This window comes from Vibrio sp. 10N.261.54.A5 (genome assembly GCF_041471145.1).
Classification (GTDB): domain Bacteria; phylum Pseudomonadota; class Gammaproteobacteria; order Enterobacterales; family Vibrionaceae; genus Vibrio; species Vibrio crassostreae_C.
Window position 1 is genome coordinate 1 of record NZ_JBFRNU010000064.1, and the last position, 19,356, is coordinate 19,356.

Annotated in this window: 15 protein-coding genes and 1 pseudogene; 6 read left to right on the forward strand and 10 right to left on the reverse strand. The window is 44.6% G+C overall.

What is annotated here, in order from left to right; genetic code table 11:
* Positions 1–157 precede the first annotated feature (157 nt).
* The 5 genes from secF to queA form a co-directional block, all read right to left on the reverse strand.
* The gene (gene secF, locus AB4329_RS19300; RefSeq protein ID WP_017062837.1) at positions 158–1,105 is read right to left on the reverse strand and encodes a protein translocase subunit SecF; all 948 of its coding nucleotides are present in this window, start codon (positions 1,103–1,105) and stop codon (positions 158–160) included.
* Positions 1,106–1,119: 14 nt separating this feature from the next.
* Positions 1,120–2,976, reverse strand: coding sequence for a protein translocase subunit SecD (secD, locus tag AB4329_RS19305; RefSeq protein ID WP_102320714.1), 1,857 nt, complete (start codon positions 2,974–2,976; stop codon positions 1,120–1,122).
* Positions 2,977–2,996: 20 nt separating this feature from the next.
* A complete protein-coding gene (gene yajC / locus AB4329_RS19310) occupies positions 2,997–3,326 on the reverse strand; it encodes a preprotein translocase subunit YajC (protein WP_010440492.1) in 330 nt (109 codons plus the stop codon).
* A 111-nt stretch (positions 3,327–3,437) separates the two neighbouring features.
* Positions 3,438–4,574 (reverse strand): tRNA guanosine(34) transglycosylase Tgt, encoded by a 1,137-nt coding sequence (gene tgt / locus AB4329_RS19315; protein WP_017056177.1) that lies wholly within the window; start codon positions 4,572–4,574, stop codon positions 3,438–3,440.
* A gap of 190 nt (positions 4,575–4,764) precedes the next feature.
* Entirely contained in the window at positions 4,765–5,817 is a 1,053-nt protein-coding gene (gene queA / locus AB4329_RS19320; RefSeq protein WP_017062523.1) for a tRNA preQ1(34) S-adenosylmethionine ribosyltransferase-isomerase QueA, read from the reverse strand.
* A gap of 334 nt (positions 5,818–6,151) precedes the next feature.
* Here queA and AB4329_RS19325 point away from each other — a divergent pair, with 334 nt between their 5' ends.
* The gene (locus AB4329_RS19325) at positions 6,152–6,598 is read left to right on the forward strand and encodes a CBS domain-containing protein (RefSeq protein ID WP_017062524.1); all 447 of its coding nucleotides are present in this window, start codon (positions 6,152–6,154) and stop codon (positions 6,596–6,598) included.
* 69 nt (positions 6,599–6,667) lie between these two features.
* Here AB4329_RS19325 and AB4329_RS19330 read toward each other — a convergent pair whose 3' ends face one another.
* Positions 6,668–7,573 (reverse strand): hydrogen peroxide-inducible genes activator, encoded by a 906-nt coding sequence (locus tag AB4329_RS19330; protein ID WP_017062525.1) that lies wholly within the window; start codon positions 7,571–7,573, stop codon positions 6,668–6,670.
* A gap of 210 nt (positions 7,574–7,783) precedes the next feature.
* On the opposite strand from AB4329_RS19330, the gene AB4329_RS19335 reads away from it, so the two are divergent.
* The 3 genes and pseudogenes from AB4329_RS19335 to AB4329_RS19345 form a co-directional block, all read left to right on the forward strand.
* Entirely contained in the window at positions 7,784–8,392 is a 609-nt protein-coding gene (locus AB4329_RS19335) for a peroxiredoxin C (protein ID WP_017062526.1), read from the forward strand.
* A gap of 311 nt (positions 8,393–8,703) precedes the next feature.
* On the forward strand, positions 8,704–9,447 hold the full coding sequence (locus tag AB4329_RS19340; RefSeq protein ID WP_017062527.1) for a copper homeostasis protein CutC: 744 nt from the start codon (positions 8,704–8,706) through the stop codon (positions 9,445–9,447).
* Positions 9,448–9,593: 146 nt separating this feature from the next.
* Positions 9,594–9,857, forward strand: a pseudogene (locus AB4329_RS19345) (hypothetical protein); the annotation flags it as partial.
* 9 nt (positions 9,858–9,866) lie between these two features.
* Here the strand turns inward: AB4329_RS19345 and phoU are convergent.
* The 4 genes from phoU to AB4329_RS19365 form a co-directional block, all read right to left on the reverse strand.
* On the reverse strand, positions 9,867–10,565 hold the full coding sequence (gene phoU, locus AB4329_RS19350; protein WP_009848270.1) for a phosphate signaling complex protein PhoU: 699 nt from the start codon (positions 10,563–10,565) through the stop codon (positions 9,867–9,869).
* Positions 10,566–10,639: 74 nt separating this feature from the next.
* The gene (pstB, locus tag AB4329_RS19355) at positions 10,640–11,458 is read right to left on the reverse strand and encodes a phosphate ABC transporter ATP-binding protein PstB (RefSeq protein WP_009848269.1); all 819 of its coding nucleotides are present in this window, start codon (positions 11,456–11,458) and stop codon (positions 10,640–10,642) included.
* Positions 11,459–13,168 (reverse strand): phosphate ABC transporter permease PstA, encoded by a 1,710-nt coding sequence (gene pstA / locus AB4329_RS19360; RefSeq protein ID WP_050619859.1) that lies wholly within the window; start codon positions 13,166–13,168, stop codon positions 11,459–11,461.
* 111 nt (positions 13,169–13,279) lie between these two features.
* Positions 13,280–15,496 (reverse strand): ABC transporter permease subunit, encoded by a 2,217-nt coding sequence (locus AB4329_RS19365; protein WP_372134106.1) that lies wholly within the window; start codon positions 15,494–15,496, stop codon positions 13,280–13,282.
* Positions 15,497–15,696: 200 nt separating this feature from the next.
* Between AB4329_RS19365 and ppk1 the strand changes: the two genes are divergently transcribed.
* Entirely contained in the window at positions 15,697–17,793 is a 2,097-nt protein-coding gene (ppk1, locus tag AB4329_RS19370; RefSeq protein ID WP_017066137.1) for a polyphosphate kinase 1, read from the forward strand.
* A complete protein-coding gene (gene ppx / locus AB4329_RS19375) occupies positions 17,784–19,295 on the forward strand; it encodes an exopolyphosphatase (protein ID WP_017070678.1) in 1,512 nt (503 codons plus the stop codon). The genes ppk1 and ppx overlap by 10 nt, the downstream gene beginning before the upstream one ends.
* Positions 19,296–19,356: the final 61 nt, after the last annotated feature.

Genomic DNA, 19,356 nt, shown 5'->3' on the forward strand with positions numbered 1-19,356 from the left:
TACGAGATACGAGATACGATCAGGATGTCTCTTAGTGAAATGAAGTTCAACATACTTCAACGCTAAATTGTATTGAGCTTCCCTAGAATACAGACGTAAAAAAACCGCTAGTTGCCTAGCGGTTTTTTTGGTTTAGCGAAACTTATTAAGCCAAGGCCTAAGGCATCTCGTCAAACTCTTCACCTTCTTTGTCCACTTGTGGTGGCATTAGGTGTTCACGCGTAATACCTAACTTCATAGCCAGTGCAGATGCAACGTAGATAGAAGAGTAAGTACCAACCGTAATACCCAATAAAAGTGCAGTCGCGAAGCCGTGGATCATAGCGCCGCCCTGAACGAACAGTGCGATAACTACGAATAACGTGGTACCAGAAGTGATCAATGTACGGCTCAATGTTTGTGTGATTGAGCTGTTCAGTACTTCAGGCGCTTCACCCTTACGCATCTTACGGAAGTTCTCACGAATACGGTCGAATACAACAATGGTATCGTTGAGGGAGTAACCGACGACCGTTAGCAAGGCTGCTACGATGGTAAGGTCGACCTCAATTTGCATTAGAGAGAACACACCCAGAGTGATGATAACGTCGTGCGCCAGTGCTAATACTGCACCCGCAGCCAAACGCCATTCAAATCGCACTGATACGTAGATCAAGATACAGATAAGAGAAACTAGAATAGCAAGGCCACCCGCTTCTGTTAATTCGTCACCCACGTTAGGACCAACGAACTCGATACGACGCATTTCAACTTGCTCACCAGTACCATTCTCAATAGCAGAAAGGATTTGGTTACCAAGCGTTTCGCCCGCTACGCCATCACGTGGACGTAAACGAACCATCACATCACGAGCTGAACCGAAGTTCTGTACCGTTGCATCACCAAAGCCTTCGGCTTCTAGTGCACTACGAATATCAGGAAGGTGTGCCGGTTGTTCAAAACCAACTTCAATCAGAGTACCGCCAGTAAAATCTAGACCCCAGTTCAACGATTTCGTTGTTAGGGTGAAGATAGCAGTACCAATCATCAAGATAGAAAAAACAAAGGCAACCTTTGACCAACGCATAAAGTCGATCATTTTGTCTGCTTTTAGAATCTGAAACATATTAATTCCTAGCCTTAGATCGACAGTTTTTTAACGCGTTTGCCGCCATACATCAGGTTCACGATACAACGTGTTCCGATAATAGCTGTAAACATTGAAGTCAAGATACCGATAGACAGCGTTACCGCGAAGCCTTTGATAGCACCCGTACCCACAGCAAATAGAATGATTGCTGTTAGTAGTGTGGTGATGTTGGCATCGGCGATTGTGCTGAATGCGTTCGCGTAACCTTGGTGAATCGCTTGTTGTGGACTGCGTCCATCTCGAAGCTCTTCACGTATACGCTCAAAGATCAGAACGTTCGCATCAACCGCCATACCAACCGTTAATACGATACCGGCAATACCTGGTAGGGTCATGGTAGCCCCCGGAATCATCGACATAACACCGATAATCAACACCAAGTTAGCCATTAGCGCAACGTTCGCAATCAGACCAAAGCTACGGTAGTAAAGCAGCGTAAACAGCATTACAGCAGCCATACCCCAAACCATCGCCATGATACCCATATCGATGTTTTGCTGCCCCATAGATGGACCAATGGTACGTTCTTCTACAATCGAGATAGGCGCAATCAATGCACCAGCACGCAGTAGAAGTGCCAAGTTATGAGCTTCAGCCGTTGAATCGATACCAGTAATACGGAAGTTACGGCCTAGCGCAGATTGAATCGTCGCTTGGTTAATCACTTCTTCGTGCTTACTCAAGATAACTCGACCTTCCGGTGTTTTACGACCGCTGTCTTTGTACTCTGCAAATACCGTTGCCATTAGCTTACCGATATTCTGACGAGAGAATGCAGACATCTTGCTACCACCTTCGCTGTCTAGCGAGATGTTAACTTGAGGACGACCATATTCATCAACACTTGAGCTTGCATCAGTAATACTTGAGCCGCCTAGAATAACGCGCTTCTTAAGTACCACAGGACGACCATCACGATCTTGCTTGATTTCGCTACCCGCAGGGGCACGACCAGAAGCGGCAGCGGCTAAGTCAGCACTGCTATCCACTTCACGGAACTCAAGCGTCGCGGTAGCACCAAGAATTTCTTTAGCGCGAGCCGTGTCTTGAACACCAGGCAATTCCACTACGATACGGCTAGAGCCTTGACGTTGAACCAAAGGTTCAGCAACACCAAGTTCGTTAACACGGTTACGTAGAATGGTAATGTTTTGCTCTACCGCATAGTTGCGGATTTCTTGAAGACGAGCCTCTGTGAAGCTAGCAACCAAAGAAAAACGACCATTAGATTCAGAATCTACAAACGTCATGTCTTGGTGCTTAGATTGCAGTAGCGATTTCGCTTCAGCAAGCTGCTCGGCGTTACGTAGAATCACTTCAACCGCATCTTTACCAGATGGGCGAATTGCACGGTAACGGATTTTTTCTTCACGAAGTTCGCTACGGAACGCTTCTTCTTGTTGGCCAACCAGCTTTTGCATCGCAGCGTCCATATCCACTTCCATCAAGAAGTGAACACCACCACGTAGGTCAAGACCAAGCTTCATTGGTGCAGCACCAATAGATTCAAGCCAATCAGGAGTTGAAGCAGCTAAGTTTAAAGCAACGATTACGTCTTCATCTAATGCTTCAGTGATGACATCACGAGCACTAATTTGAGAGTCTGTATCGTTAAAGCGAACAAGAATGGAACCGTTTTCTAGAGCAACGGATTTAGTAGAAAGGTTTTCAGCTTCAAGAGCATTGGTGACAGCATCCAGCGTAGACATATCTACAGAGGCGCCGCGCGCCCCTGTAACTTGAACTGCCGGATCTTCACCGTATATATTCGGAAGTGCGTACAACGCAGCGATGGCGATAGTAAACACCACCATCAGGTACTTCCATAACGGGTAACGGTTTAGCACAGCGAGGATCCTCTAGCTGTTTATAGAGATTTCAGAGTACCTTTTGGTAGCACTGCTGTAACGAAGTCTTTCTTGATAACTACTTCGTTGTTTGCATTCAGTTCGATAGCAACGTAGTCGCTGTCTTCTGCAATCTTAGTGATCTTGCCAATTAGGCCGCCGCTTGTAAGAACTTCATCACCTTTGCCCATAGAAGACATAAGGTTCTTGTGCTCTTTAACACGCTTAGCTTGTGGACGGTAGATCATGAAGTAGAAGATCACAGCGAACATACCTAGCATGATAAGCATTTCGAAACCGCCGCCTGCTGGTGCACCTTCTGCTGCTGCGTGAGCTTGAGAAATAAACATTTAAAACATCCTCTATTTATATTTTCGTAATTGTTTGTCTAATTGGGTCGCATCCCTTTATTTTCAAGCCCCATCACTCGGAAGAGAGATAGGGCTCGCAAAAAAGAAATACTAAGATTCTTTACCTAGTGGTGGCACTTCACGCCCCATTCTTGCGTAGAACTCTGCAACGAACTCTTCAAAGCGGTCTTCATCGATAGACTGACGAATGTCTGACATTACTCGTTGGTAGAAACGCAGGTTATGAATCGTGTTCAGTCGAGCACCTAGGATTTCGTTACAACGATCCAAATGGTGTAAGTACGACTTGCTGTAGTTCTTACAAGTGTAACAGTCACACTCTGAATCTAGTGGTGTTGTATCGGTTTTATGCTTCGCATTACGGATCTTGATCACACCTTCAGTCACAAACAGGTGGCCGTTACGTGCATTTCGCGTTGGCATTACACAGTCAAACATGTCGATACCACGGCGAACACCTTCAACCAAGTCTTCCGGTTTGCCTACGCCCATTAGGTAACGTGGCTTATCTTCTGGCAGTTGAGGACATGTGTGCTCAAGAATGCGGTGCATATCTTCTTTTGGTTCGCCTACTGCTAGGCCACCTACTGCGTAACCGTCAAAACCAATTTCTGTTAGGCCTTTAACGGATACATCACGAAGGTCTTCGTACACGCCACCTTGAACGATACCGAACAGTGAGTTCGGGTTTTCAAGTTTGTCGAAGTGGTTACGTGAACGCTCAGCCCAACGAAGAGACATCTCCATTGAGTCTTTTGCTTCTTTGTGTGTCGCAGGGTAAGGCGTACACTCATCGAAGATCATTACGATGTCTGAACCTAAATCTTTTTGGATTTCCATAGACTTCTCAGCGTCCATGAAGATCTTGTCACCGTTTACAGGGTTACGGAAATGAACACCCTCTTCAGTGATTTTACGCATTGCACCTAGGCTGAATACTTGGAAGCCGCCTGAATCAGTCAGGATAGGACCGTGCCAGTTCATGAAATCGTGCAGGTCACCGTGCATTTTCATGATTTCTTGACCAGGACGTAGCCATAGGTGGAATGTGTTACCTAATAGGATTTCAGCACCTGTGTCTTTTACTTCTTCAGGTGTCATACCTTTAACAGTACCGTAAGTACCTACAGGCATGAATGCTGGGGTTTCGACGGTACCGCGTTCAAACTGAAGTTGACCACGACGTGCGCCGCTATTAGTTTTTTTAAGTTCGTATTTTAATTTCACGAAGCCTCCAATATGCCAGAGAAACAATCTGACTGTTAATTCAGAACCTTAGGCCAAACAAAAGTTCAGTCTAGTGGGTTCTATGAGGAGCGGTCGCGTATTCCTTGCGAGAGATTAGACAGACACCCTGCCCGACTCCTAGCTTACTGCTAGCACCCGTAAATTTTTGTATCGCTTAAACCAGCTTAAGTTAGCTCGTTTTCTTATTGATGAACATCGCATCGCCGTAGCTGAAGAAACGATATTCGCTCTTCACTGCGTGATCGTAAGCGCCCATCACATTATCGTAGCCAGCAAATGCACTCACCAACATAATCAGTGTTGATTCTGGCAAGTGGAAGTTGGTAATCAGGCAATCCACCAACTGGTATTCATAGCCAGGGAAGATGAAGATTTCTGTATCACCAAAGAAAGGAACGAGCTCGGTGCCTTTCTTCAATGCATCTTGCGCTGCACTTTCTAGTGAGCGTACTGATGTTGTACCAACAGCAATAATACGTCCGCCACGAGCTTTTGCTGCAGCTACGGCGTCAACCACTTCTTGCGGCACTTCAACGTACTCAGCATGCATGTGGTGATCATTGATGTTATCTACTTTTACTGGCTGGAACGTACCAGCACCAACGTGAAGCGTCACGTAAGCAAACTCAACACCTTTTTCTTTCATGTCGGCCATTAGCTTGTCATCAAAGTGAAGGCCTGCTGTTGGCGCTGCAACCGCACCCGGCTTTTCATTATAGACAGTCTGGTAGCGCTCTTTATCTGCATCTTCATCAGGACGATCGATGTAAGGAGGCAGTGGCATGTGACCAACACTGTTAAGAATCTCTAAAACGCTTTGATCGGATGTGAAATGGATTTCGAATAACGCATCGTGACGCGCCACCATTTCAGCTTCATATTCATCGTTCTCACCAAGGAACAACTTGGTACCCGGCTTCGGTGATTTAGAACAACGAACATGCGCAAGAATGCTTTTCTCATCAAGCATACGTTCAACCAGCACTTCAAGCTTACCGCCTGATGCCTTGCGACCAAATACACGAGCTGGAATCACTCGAGTGTTATTGAAAACAACAAGATCGCCTGGCTCAACCAAGTCTAAAACGTCTTTAAACGAACCATCAGCTAGGTTACCGCTGTTGCCATCTAATTTAAGCAGGCGGCTTGCTGTACGCTCCTCTTGAGGGTAGCGAGCAATGAGTTCATCTGGTAGGTCAAAGTGAAAATCTGAAACTTGCATGTGTCTAGTCTTGTCTTAGTTGATGAGATTTGTGCCGTTGACGAATCATAAATCGTAGTTGCTGGATAATCGTTACGGTAAGTCAATCGTTACCAGAAACACATCGCAAACACGACTAAAAATTTCGCAGTGGGCTAGTATAGGCACACGAGCCGCAATAGCAAGGTTTACAGCACTGGATTATTGTAAAGAGGCGTAAAATAATGCGACTGATTCACCTCCTCAAGCTAAAGAATTAGTTGCATAAAACTCACCCAGGAATGCGTCAGATCTCAGTTATTTTTTGGATAAAAAACTATAGTAATAGCAACAAATAAAAAAGAAGGAGGTTCGTATGATCAAGGTTGAAGATATGATGACTCGCAACCCTCATACCCTATTGCGCTCACACTCACTGGCCGATGCTAAGCACATGATGGAAGCACTTGATATCCGCCATATTCCGGTCGTCGATTCCGACAGGCAACTACTAGGTGTCGTCACACAACGAGACGTTCTCGCCGCTCAAGAATCCAGCCTACAAAACATCCCACAAGCTCAATCTTTTACTCTTGCTACTCCCCTCAACGACATCATGCACAAAAGTGTTATGTCGGTAGAGCCGCGTGCAGGATTAAAAGAATCGGCTATCTACATGCAGAAACATAAAGTGGGCTGTTTACCTGTCGTAGAAAACCACGAACTAGTAGGCATTATTACAGACAGCGATTTTGTCACGATAGCGATCAATTTACTGGAGCTGCAAGAAGAAGTAGAGCCAGAAGAAGCAGAAGTAGAGTAACGCTCGGAATTGATATAAAGAAGAGCGGCCAATTCAGCCGCTCAGAGGGATTGTTGTCGCAGCGGATTATTATAGAAGCTCAGATACCACATCCGCTAATTGATGGAATGTCTCACGACGCGAAGAGCTTGGTCGCCAGACAAGGCCAATATCTCGGTAGGCCTGCTGACCAGGAGGATCGATCACAACGAGATTCTGGTTTTCCAATAAACCGTGGTCGATCGCCATTTGCGGAATAAAGGTGGTTCCTAAACCATTGGCCACCATTTGCACCAATGTGTGAAGGCTCGTCGCAGTGAACGGGTTGATCTTCTCTTTATCCGTTAACTTACAAGCCGACACAGCATGCTCGGTTAAGCAATGCTCGTTCTCCAACAAAAATACAGATTCGTCTGGCAGGTCATCGTATTTAATCGGAACGCGAATACCATCAGCTTGATTGCGACTGATCACCATCCGGAAAGGGTCTTGCCCAACAACTTGGCTTTCCATATTGTCGATATCGACAGGCAAAGCCAGAATCAGCACATCTAAGTCTCCATGACGCAGCGCAGCCAATAGGTTGGTCGTTGTGTCTTCACGTAACAGCAAATTTAATTGTGGAAAGCGCTGGTTGGCTTCCTGTACCAAATCGCACAAAAGGAACGGCGCTATAGTAGGAATACACCCGACTCGCAGCTGCCCTTGCATCGCATCCCCGTTACATAGATTTCCAAGCTCTACGAGATCTTGTCCTTTCGCTAGTAGCTCTCGACCGTGCTTGACCACCAGCTCACCTGCTTGCGTGAAAACTAGCGGGCTCTTTTTATCTTTCTTCTCATAAAGCGGGCAACCAATCAGCTCTTCTAGGTTTTGAATGCCTTTACTTAGCGTAGATTGACTGACGAAACAGCGATCTGCGGCATCACTGAAATGACGAGTTTCGTGAAGAGTAACAAGATAGTGAAGTTGCTTAAGACTTGGCCATTTATTCATGAAATTACTTTGTAATATAAGTAGGATAAGTTAGGTAAAGGTCATTCGACCTAAGGACAGGACAAAGAATAAGCTTATCGCTTTTTTCGATTAACTTAATCTATTTAATTCGCTTTTTTCTATAGTACCGATTGTACTATAGTTTGTCCCGTAGAAACGGAGCCCAAACAAAGATGTGTTGGGCCAACTAATTTTTTAGGAGATTCCAAAATGGTACTAGTAGGTCGTCAAGCCCCTGACTTTACTGCAGCAGCTGTTCTAGGTAACGGTGAGATCGTTGATAACTTCAACTTCGCAGAATTCACTAAAGGTAAGAAAGCTGTAGTTTTCTTCTACCCACTAGACTTCACTTTCGTTTGTCCTTCAGAGCTAATCGCTTTCGACAACCGTCTTGAAGATTTCCAAGCTAAAGGCGTTGAAGTAATCGGTGTTTCTATCGATTCTCAATTCTCTCACAACGCATGGCGTAACACTGCTATCGCTGATGGCGGTATTGGTCAAGTTAAATACCCTCTAATTGCTGACGTTAAGCACGAGATCTGCAAAGCATACGATGTTGAGCACCCAGAAGCAGGCGTTGCTTTCCGTGGTTCTTTCCTAATCGACGCTGACGGTCTTGTACGTCACCAAGTAGTTAACGATCTTCCACTAGGTCGTAACATCGACGAAATGCTACGCATGGTAGACGCACTAAACTTCCACGAGAAGAACGGTGAAGTTTGTCCTGCACAATGGGAAGAAGGCAAATCAGGTATGGACGCATCTCCAAAAGGTGTTGCAGCATTCCTATCTGAGCACGCTGACGACCTAAGCAAGTAATTACCTCTTAAGCCCGAACTCAACGCGGGTTAATGGTTGGAAGATTCTCTTTAAAGAGACATAAAGCATAAGCTAATAGCGCAAAGCGCACCGCCAATCAGTTAAGAAGTAAAGTCCTATTAAAAGCCCGAAGTTAACGCTTCGGGCTTTTTGTTTTCCCCCTCCTCGCTCCCCTAGACTGACTCTTGTAATAGATAATTGAGGTAGCGATAAACCTAAACTTTACCTCTATTTTCCCTTATCCCCATCTATTCAGAATCACACCTAGATTGCTATTATTTCATCAGTATCTTTTTGAACGGATAAACACGATGAACACCGAAATTGAAGTCTGTATCGATAACTTAGAATCTCTTCATACCGCACTATCTGGTGGCGCGAATCGAATTGAGCTTTGCTCTTCATTAGCACTTGGCGGATTAACTCCAAGCTTCGGAATGATGAAACAAGCGGCAATAGTTTCGTCGGTTCCGGTCTACGCTATGATACGCCCAAGACAAGGCGACTTCATTTTCGATAACGACGATATGCTCTGTATGCTTGAAGATATTGAAGCTTGCGCAAATGCAGGATTGGATGGGGTCGTACTTGGTGTGTTAGCGCCGAACGGAAGTATTGATATGCCAAAGATGCAACAACTGGCTGACAAAGCGCACTCGTTAAAGCTTGGGATTACCTTCCACAGAGCCATCGATCAAAGCTCTGATTTCCAAGCAGCATTAGAACAAATCATTACACTTGGATGCGAAAGAGTCCTGACATCAGGGCTTGCTGCTAATGCTGAGCAAGGTATCGATGTATTGGCTGCAATGGTCAAACAAGCCGATGGACGAATTGATATCATGGCGGGGGCTGGCGTTAACGCTGCGAATGCCAAAATGATTCAAAGCGCTACCCAAGTACCTGCTCTTCACCTTTCAGGTAAATCGACAAGGCCGAGTCTAATGGAAAACAACTCAAGTGCTCAAATGGGCAGTGATAATATTGATGATTATCAGATCCCAGTGACAGATGCGAGTAAGATATCTGATGTGAGAGCCGCCCTCACCGCTTAGGGCAATAGTCGCCAGCATAAATCCAGAGAACCTCGCTGACTAATCTAACTGACTGACGTATATTAGATTTAATAGCGCAGAAAATTTTCATGGATAGATATGGCTAAAGACTTATTCAGCTCTCTTGATTTAAACCTGTTACGAAGCAAAACATGTTTGGAAGAAACCAAACCCACGGCTTTCAGGCTGAGATTGGTGTGGCAAGTTATGACGGTACAAAAACGCGCTCAGGCGAAGTAGAAGAGAAAACAACACATGGTATAAGCCTAGGTGGTGCCTACGTTTACCAAGCGACACCAATGCTTGGATTACGTGCTGGTGTTGATATGAATATTTTTGATCACAACAAAACCTTTGTGCCTTACGACACAACGGTCAATTTCAACCTTGGTGCCATTATTAGCTTCTAAAGATAAGCTCTATTTTAGTGCGTCATCAAGGCTTTGATCACCGAGGTGACGTACATCTTTACCCTTCACAAAGTAAATAATGTATTCGCAGATATTTTGGCAGCGGTCTCCCACTCGCTCAATCGCACGAGCTGACCACATCACCTGCAAAATATTAGGGATGTTCTTAGGGTCTTCCATCATATAGGTCATTAACTGACGAATAACGGCTTCGTATTCCGCATCCAACTTATCATCAAGTTTGTGAACTTCAGCAGCCGCATCAACATCCATACGAGCAAAAGCATCTAACACTTGGTGAAGCATGGTGATTGCCTGACGGCAAAGAGGCTCTAACGAAACATGGAATTTTTGCTCTTTGGTTGAAGGGATCTCAATAGCACCTTGCGCAATTTTAGAAGCAACATCGCCAATACGTTCCAGATCGGTAATGGTTTTGATGATCGCCATAATCAAACGCAGATCCTTCGCTGTCGGCTGACGCTTTGCAATGATTCGAGTACACGCCTCATCAATCGACACTTCCATCGCATTCACTTTGTGGTCATCACGAATCACTTTTTTGGCCAATTCAACATCGTCTTTATGAAGCGCCTGCATTGCAAACGAGAGTTGCTGCTCCACTAACCCGCCCATGGTCAATACATGAGTACGGATCGATTCTAACTCGACATTGAATTGCCCTGAAATGTGGCGACCGAAATGCATACTTGCTCCTTGAAAGAAATGAAGAAAGCCATTTTTGTAGAGTGACTTAGCTCTAGATGACACCTTTGGAGAGGTTAGCCATATCTACCAGTAATGTAGTCTTCCGTCTGGTTTTTCAATGGAGACGTAAAAATTGAGTCCGTATCTGAGTACTCGATCAATTTTCCCATATGAATAAAGGCAGTATGGTCACTTACACGCGCGGCTTGTTGCATGTTGTGGGTAACAATCACCACTGTGTATTGCGTTTTGAGATCGTTGATCAACTCTTCAATCGTCAAAGTAGAAATCGGATCGAGTGCCGATGTCGGCTCATCTAACAACAGCACTTCAGGCTCAATCGCAACCGCACGAGCGATAACCAAACGCTGCTGTTGACCGCCAGATAAACCAAAAGCATTCTCATGCAACCGATCTTTCACTTCATCCCATAACGCAGCAGCGCGCAGAGAGCGTTCAACCGCATCATCAAGGTCTCGGCTGTTGCTAACGCCTTGTAGCCTCAAGCCATAAACCACATTCTCATAGATAGATTTAGGAAAAGGGTTTGGACGCTGGAATACCATACCCACACGGCGTCGTAAGGTCGCAACATCCACCTTAGGGTGATAGACGTTCTTGCCATGAAGCTTCACTTTCCCGGAAACCTTACAGCCTTCAACAAGATCGTTCATGCGATTAATGCAGCGCAGCAGAGTCGACTTACCACACCCAGAAGGGCCGATAAACGCCGTCACCTGCCCCTTCGGGATCTGCATCGAGATATCATCAAGTGCTTGGCTCTCTTTATAGTAAAGATTTAGCCCTTCGATCGAGATAGCAATTTGCTCATCCTTCAGATTGTGAACATCAAGTGGTGCTTGGTAACCCAAGGTTTCATTAATCGAGAACATCTAATCTTGTCCTAAGGTTCGGTATTTTTCACGCAAGTTATTACGGATATTGATGGCTGTTAAGTTCAACCCAACAATCACCGTAACCAATAAAAATGAAGTCGCATACACTAAAGGTCGTGCCGCTTCGATATTAGAGGTTTGAAAACCAACATCATAGATATGAAAGCCTAAATGCATGAACTTTCTATCTAAGTGTAAATACGGAAACTGACCATCGACTGGCAAGCTAGATGCCAATTTAACAACACCCACCAGCATAAGTGGTGCAACTTCCCCCGCGGCTCTCGCGATTGCCAAAATTAAACCAGTGATAATCGCTGGGCTTGCCATCGGTAAAACAATGCGCCAAAGCGTCTCAAATTGAGTCGCACCAAGCGCTAATGAACCGTGCCTCACTGCACTAGGAATACGCGTTAAGCCCTCTTCCGTGGTTACGATAACGACTGGAAGCGTCAAGACCGCTAAGGTTAGTGCTGACCAAAGTAGACCCGGCGTACCAAATGTCGGTGCTGGCAATCGCTCTGCATAGAACAACGTATCAATCGAGCCACCAATGGTATAGACGAAAAAGCCTAAACCAAAAACGCCATACACAATCGACGGTACACCCGCCAAGTTAATCACGGCGATACGAATTAAACGTGTTAGTGCGTTGTTTTTTGCGTATTCATGAAGATATATCGCAGCGACCACGCCAAGAGGCATCACGACGATCGACATGAGAATAACCAACAGTACTGTACCGAAAATGGCAGGGAATACACCGCCTTCAGAGTTTGAGTCTCGTGGGTTCTCTGATAAGAATTTCCAAACTTGTTTGCCCCAGTGCCCAACCTTTTCTAGGTAAGACATATTATTTGGGTACCAATAATCCAGAATGTGGCTGAGCGAGATCTCGACCAGCTCGCCTGTCATATCCTCAACCAGCAAGCTTTCGACATTAAGTTGCGTTCTAAGGTGCTCAAGCTTAACTTCGGCTTCACCTAACTGGCGGTTTAATTCCAGTTTAGTTTGAGTATAGGTTGTAAGGTATTCATCACTCACTGACTCATTGAGTTCAAGCTTACGCTTTTCTAAGCGCAGGTTTTCCAATTGCCAGCTGATATTACGAATTTCTTGGTTCACGACACGCGACGTTTCTTTACGTAACGTATCAGCGAACGCCAAGCCTTGTTCGAGCTTTTGGTCTATGTTCGAATCAAAGGTGCCAGAAGCGGTTTTAAAACCCACCGGCTTACCAAAGAAATAACCACCTCGACTTCGTTCAATCACAACCCAATCTAGCGGGGTAGTGGGTTCACGTAAGTTAACATCCAGAATAGAAACAAAGTCCGCAGGGTACAGTTCTCTGTTAGCAACTTTGATGCTTAAGCGCTGTATCAGCCCAGTCGACAAATTTTGAGGAGACAAAAGGTCATGGACTTGTGGAACTTGCTCTATCGGGATGTATTTTCGTTCATATAACTGACCAACCAATACATCTTGTTTTGATACGGTTTCGTCAAGATCGACCACTAGCGATAAGTCTTTGGAGTCAACTTGCCATTGATACAAAGGTGCGGGCCAAAAATAGGTTAAGCCCTTCCAACCAATCAGCAGCATTAGGCCAAGAACAGAAAGCATACTGATGCTCACCGCCCCGCCCGTAAGCCAGATCCACGGAGAGCCCGATTTAACCCAAGATAATAATGACTTCAGTTTATTCATCATGATCGACCTTGCTCTTGGCGTGCTGAAATCAAGGAGCTGCAAAGATCAAGAGACACGCTAGTCAAGCCACTAAAAGCCATTGATACACATTGAGGCAAACCTTTAAAACTACAGCGCACGATATTTATCTCTCAGTCTTTGTCTAACCCACTCAGCAACTGAGTTCACCGCGAATGTAAAGATAAACAGCAAGAGTGCAGCCAAGAACAGCAAGCGGAAATGAGAACCACCCACTTCTGATTCTGGCAGCTCAACAGCAATCGTTGCCGATAAAGTTCTCATCCCTTCCAAAACATTCCAGTCAAGAATTGGGGTGTTACCTGTCGCCATCAAGACGATCATGGTTTCACCAACTGCTCGCCCTAGGCCCATCATAACCGCAGAAAAGATACCTGGACTCGCCGTCAATAGCACCACATAAATAAGCGTCTGCCACGCCGTCGCACCCAACGCTAATGACCCATCAGACAAATGTTTAGGTACAGAGAAAATAGCATCTTCAGCAATAGTGAAAATCGTTGGGATGACCGCAAAGCCCATAGCAAAACCAACCACTAGCGCATTGCGTTGGTCAAAGTCGATACCATAGCTAGCCAAGAAGGTACGAATATCACCACCAAATAACAAGGCTTCAATGTTGTTTCCACCAGCAAACACCGCAACCACTGCAATCACCAATACCGGAATCAATATCAGAGCATGCCAACCGTTAGAGAAGCGACCCGTTACCCTCTTCGGTAAACAGAACCAAACAAGTCCAGTCAACAGTGTGCTCAGTGGTAATAGCATCATTAATGAGAAGACAGCCGTTAAATGTGTTTCAACGATTGGAGCAAACCAAAGCCCAGCCAAAAATCCGATGATCACGGTTGGAAGAGCTTCCATCAGCTCTATCGAAGGCTTCACCACTCTTCGCATGCGTGGAGACATAAAATAAGCGGTGTAAATAGCTCCGAGCACAGCAACCGGCACGGCAAACATCATCGCAAACAGAGCGGCTTTGATAGTACCGAATGTGATAGGTACTAAACTGAATTTCTCTTCAAAGTCATCATTCGCCGATGTTGATTGCCAAACGTATTGCGGCTCAGGGTAACTTTCATACCAGACCTTTTGCCAAAGCGAGGAGAATGAGATTTGTGGGTATTCATTGTCGACTTTAGCCACACTGATGATGCCATCAATCAACGTTGCCAGATGCAGTTCATTGGCAGACATAGCGGCTAGTTGTGGTGATTTATCAAATGCGCGTTCAAACAACGACAGCTTTTCACTGGTCGTATAGTGGCTTTGTAATGTGCCGTTCTTATAGAAGCTATAAAAACCCTTTCTATAAGTATCAGGAAGAATAAATTGCACTTGTTCAGCAAGTTGGAAGTCTCGAATATGGGTCAGGCTACGCTTTTCATCTTTGAGTACATCGAACCATTGAGAAACCTGTCCGTCCTCATGCGTAACCAACAACGAGTATGCGCCAGACAATAAATCGATGCTTTTCACGGAATGCTTCGCATCATTTAAGCTAAGATCAATCACTTCACGAACATCAAAACCGTTATCTGATAGTTTCAAAACAACCAAATCCGATTGTGCTCGTAGGTATAAGGTTTGCCCATCAGGTGTGACAAGCAGTTGCTGCTGCAAGCCCAACTTATCCGATAGCCATTGGCTCTTCTGAAAAACATACTGACCAGTAAGGTCACTCTGATACCACTTAACCAAGACTCGTTGGTCACTTAACTGCGCGGCAACCGTAATCCCACGTCCATTTTTAGAGAATGCGAATTTGTCGATCGTCGCCCCATTTGAGGGTACATCATTTAAAAACGGTTCAGGGAGAGTGATTTGCTCAATTTTAGGTTCGGCTTCGCTGCCCTTTTTCAGCACAGGCGCACTATACTCAGGATAGAAAAAAGTAAGATTGCTTGCGCTGTCGGCAAAGGCAAACCAGTTTTCAGATGGGGTGTTTCGAGAAAAGGCGATGGGGTTGGCTACAACATCACGCTCAAAGTAAGAGTGTGTATTTTGAGACTCTAAATCCCAAAACTGTACCAAACCAGATTTTTCGATAGTAAATGCATGCTGACCGTATTCATCAACCGATAAGACGATAGGTTTTTCTACGGCAACGGTCTTTACAGCTTGGTCTGTCTCTAAACCAGTATCAGAAAATACCGGTAAAATGACCATCGCCAAGTAAACAAAGATCAATACTAGGGCAGCTAGAACACTGACCGCGCCACATGTCACCGAAAAACGGACGAGACGATCTTTCAACCATCTTTTTTTGTCACGCTCTTTCAATGAAAATTGGGCTGATGCCATCTGTTTATCTACCTTTTTTTAGCTACTGACATAATATGTACGTTAGATGACAATTATATTACAAGTTACGTTAAACAACTGAAACTAATAACAAGTTTGTTAGCCATATTTCTTAAAGTAAGATCATAGATTTTGTGAATTTTGCCATTCTAATTTAAAGTAATCAGCTCTATAGCCAGTACTCAAGGATTCTCATCTCGATGGAAAAAGACTATGTCACAAAAGAACTTAGCTGGTTATCCTTCAACGAAAGAGTGCTCCAAGAAGCGGCAGATAAGTCAGTCCCCTTAATCGAAAGAGTTCGTTTTTTAGGTATTTACTCGAAAAACCTCGATGAGTTTTACAAAGTCCGATTTGCTGATGTGAAGCGAAAGATCTTACTTCAAGATCCACAGCTAACCTCCAACTCGCCGAAAAGCCTACTGACTAAAATGCAGAGCAAAGCAAGCAAGCTCGATGCTCAATTCCATGAACTGTATAACGACTTGCTATTGGAATTGGTACGCAATCGTATTTTTCTGGTCAACGAACAACAAATCAGCGAAGAACAAAGTGGCTGGATAAAAAAGTACTTTAAGAAAAAAGTGCTGCCACACTTAACTCCGATTCTCTTGAACGAAGATAGCCAGTTACTTAATATTCTCAAAGATGAACAAAGTTACTTAGCCATCGACATCGAGCGTGATGCATCATCTCAATATGTCTTACTCGAAATCCCATCAGAAGCACTCCCTCGATTTGTTAAGTTACCGGAAACTTCGGGTTCGCAGCGTACAACTTTGATCTTGTTAGATAATATAGTTCGATTTTGTTTGGATGACTTACTTAAAGGATTCTTTGAGTATGACTCATTGCGTTGTTTTGCGATAAAAATGACACGTGATGCCGATTATGATCTGCAAGAGGACAATGAAAATAACCTATTAGAATCGATGTCTTTAGGTTTAGAACAGCGCTTAACGGCACTGCCGATACGTCTGATCTATGAATCTGAAATGCCAACTGAAATGCTCAACTTCTTACAAGTCAGACTTAAACTGTCTGACTATGACAGTGTCATCGCAGGTGGTCGCTATCATAACTTCAAACATTTCTCTGAGTTCCCAAGCCTTAACCGACGTGATTTAGTTAATCGTCCTCTACCCGCGATTAAGTGCGCGCATTTCAGCCATTACCCAAACTATTTCGAAGCGATCAAAGCTCGCGACATCTTACTGCATTATCCTTATCACACCTTTAGTCACATCACTGAACTGGTTAGGCAGGCTTCCTTTGACCCGAAGGTAACCTCCATCAAAATAAACGTTTACCGTGTTGCGGAAGGCTCAAAACTCCTCAGCTCGATCATCGATGCGGCGCACAATGGCAAAAAGGTCACTGTGGTTGTCGAGCTGCAAGCACGCTTTGATGAGCAAGCCAACATTCAATGGACCAAGAAACTTCAAGAAGCGGGTGTAAAAGTCATCCATGGCATCCCAAGTTTGAAGATCCATTCCAAGTTGCTGCTCATCAAACGAAAAGAAGGCAAGCATACCGAGCATTATGCCCATATTGGCACTGGCAACTTCCATGAAGTTACAGCGCGCGTGTATACCGATTTTTCTCTGCTCACTGCGAATGAAGATTTGACTCAAGAGGTGAGACAAGTCTTTAAGTATATTGAAAACCCTTATCAAAAGTCCCAGTTCAAGCAACTGATTGTGTCACCAAAGAATACTAGAAAACGTCTGTACCAATTGATAGATAATGAAATACAAAACGCGATAGAAGGTAAACCTGCAAGCATCACTCTAAAACTCAACAACTTGGTCGATCGAGAGATCATTGAAAAGCTCTATCAGGCTAGCCAAGCCAATGTAAAAGTGAGAATGGTCATTCGCGGCATGTGCTCTCTTGTCCCTGGCATACCCAACATCAGTGATCATATTGAGATAGTCAGTGTGGTCGATCGTTTCCTCGAACATCCGAGAGTGATGATATTTGGTAACGCTGGAAAGCCGAAGGTCTATATATCTTCCGCTGACTGGATGACACGAAATTTTGATCACCGCATCGAAGTTGCAGCTCCAATTTTAGATCCAAAGATCAAGCAAACCATTATCGATATCACCGAGTTTCATTTCGATGACAGCAACAAAGCTCGAGTGCTAGACCAAGCGATGAGCAACTCTTACACACAACCACCAGCAAACCTACTTGATTACCCGACGTCACAACTCTCCACTTACCACTATATTAAACGTATGGAGAAACTTGCTCGCAAGAAGTACAAACAAGAGAAGAAATCATGCCGCTAATTGATAACAAACATTCTCGATGTATTGCCGCTATCGACTTGGGTTCGAACAGCTTTCACATGGTGGTTGCCCGAGTATTCGATCAACACCTGCAATTAGTCAGCAGACACAAACAGAAAGTGAGATTAGGTGATGGATTGGATGAACGTAACGTCCTATCTGAAAGCGCTATCGAGCGAGGCCTAGAATGCCTCAAGGTGTTCGCAGAACGACTGGCGGATTTTGAGCTTGATGATGTCAGAGTTGTTGCGACTCATACCCTAAGAAAAGCCAAAAACGCTAAAGACTTCTTAGAGCAAGCCAAGCCACTGTTTCCTTTTCCAATAGAGATCATTTCCGGTCAAGAAGAAGCTCGAATAATCTATAACGGAGCAGAACACACTCAAACCGCTTCTGAATCTAAGTTGGTTATTGATATCGGTGGAGGGAGTACGGAACTCGTCGCCGGACAAGGCTTTACTCCTCTAATTATGCGCAGTTTACCGATGGGATGCGTCAACTTCACTCAACGTTTCTTTGCTAACGAAGGGCTAACTTCACGACACTTCTCAGATGCTTATACCGCAGCTACTCGTCTATTGATGCCATTGATTGAAGAATACACAAAAGCCCCTTGGGAAATCGCTTTTGGCTCATCTGGTACCACGAAATCAATAAAAGAAGTACTCATTGGCTTAGGGTTCACCGATGGTCTCATTACGCCCCAACGCCTGTCCTATTTAAAGAATCACTTATGTGAGTTTTCATCATCCAACACCGTAAATCTTTCAGGCTTAAGTGATGAGAGAAAGCCTGTGTTTGCTGCAGGCGTCACCATTCTTTCAGCAGCAATGGATACGCTAGACATCAAGGAGTTACATTTTTCTGATGGTGCCCTGAGAGAAGGCGTTCTTTATGACATGGAGGATAGGTTTAAAGATATTGATATTCGAACAAGAACTGCCGAAACGCTCGTCTCTCGATACCATGTAGACGTAACTCATGGCGAGAAAGTGAAAGTGCTCGCTCTTTCATTGCTGAAACAAGTACAGCCTCAAGTGACAACTGCGGTCACTAATGAGCTGTATGATCTGCTTGGTTGGGCTGCAGTACTTCATGAGGTAGGACAAAGCATTGCATTCCAAGGCTATCACCGCCATTCGGCTTATCTGCTTAAGCATACGACAATGCCAGGCTTTAATACTGAGCAACAACGCCTTATATCAGCATTGGTTCGCTATCAAAGAAAAGCGCTCAAACTACAAGATTTGCCGGAACTTTCTCTGTTTACTCAGCAACAAGTCACCCTGCTGATTCGTATATTGAGACTCGCTATCTTACTCAACCGTCAGCGAAATCAAGCACTGGCCCCAGACGTGACTCTAACGATTGAACAACAGGATAACTGGGAATTGAAAGGAACTAACAGCGATTGGTTGGCCCAAAACCAACTGCTTGATTATGAGCTCAGAGAAGAGCAACAACGTTGGCAAAATGCAGGATGGTCGTTAAAGCTAAAATAACGAACAGTCAAAATTAAAACAGCCTGCGACGCGCAAGCTGTTCATACGTTTCTTATCTAAG

Excerpts from the sequence above, each read along its gene's own strand:
- secF (WP_017062837.1), bottom strand. The coding sequence starts at position 1,105 with ATGTTTCAGATTCTAAAAGCAGACAAAATGATCGACTTTATGCGTTGG.
- yajC (WP_010440492.1), bottom strand. The coding sequence starts at position 3,326 with ATGTTTATTTCTCAAGCTCACGCAGCAGCAGAAGGTGCACCAGCAGGC.
- queA (WP_017062523.1), bottom strand. The coding sequence starts at position 5,817 with ATGCAAGTTTCAGATTTTCACTTTGACCTACCAGATGAACTCATTGCT.
- AB4329_RS19325 (WP_017062524.1), top strand. The coding sequence starts at position 6,152 with ATGATCAAGGTTGAAGATATGATGACTCGCAACCCTCATACCCTATTG.
- AB4329_RS19330 (WP_017062525.1), bottom strand. The coding sequence starts at position 7,573 with ATGAATAAATGGCCAAGTCTTAAGCAACTTCACTATCTTGTTACTCTT.
- AB4329_RS19335 (WP_017062526.1), top strand. The coding sequence starts at position 7,784 with ATGGTACTAGTAGGTCGTCAAGCCCCTGACTTTACTGCAGCAGCTGTT.
- AB4329_RS19340 (WP_017062527.1), top strand. The coding sequence starts at position 8,704 with ATGAACACCGAAATTGAAGTCTGTATCGATAACTTAGAATCTCTTCAT.
- phoU (WP_009848270.1), bottom strand. The coding sequence starts at position 10,565 with ATGCATTTCGGTCGCCACATTTCAGGGCAATTCAATGTCGAGTTAGAA.
- pstB (WP_009848269.1), bottom strand. The coding sequence starts at position 11,458 with ATGTTCTCGATTAATGAAACCTTGGGTTACCAAGCACCACTTGATGTT.
- pstA (WP_050619859.1), bottom strand. The coding sequence starts at position 13,168 with ATGAATAAACTGAAGTCATTATTATCTTGGGTTAAATCGGGCTCTCCG.
- AB4329_RS19365 (WP_372134106.1), bottom strand. The coding sequence starts at position 15,496 with ATGGCATCAGCCCAATTTTCATTGAAAGAGCGTGACAAAAAAAGATGG.
- ppk1 (WP_017066137.1), top strand. The coding sequence starts at position 15,697 with ATGGAAAAAGACTATGTCACAAAAGAACTTAGCTGGTTATCCTTCAAC.
- ppx (WP_017070678.1), top strand. The coding sequence starts at position 17,784 with ATGCCGCTAATTGATAACAAACATTCTCGATGTATTGCCGCTATCGAC.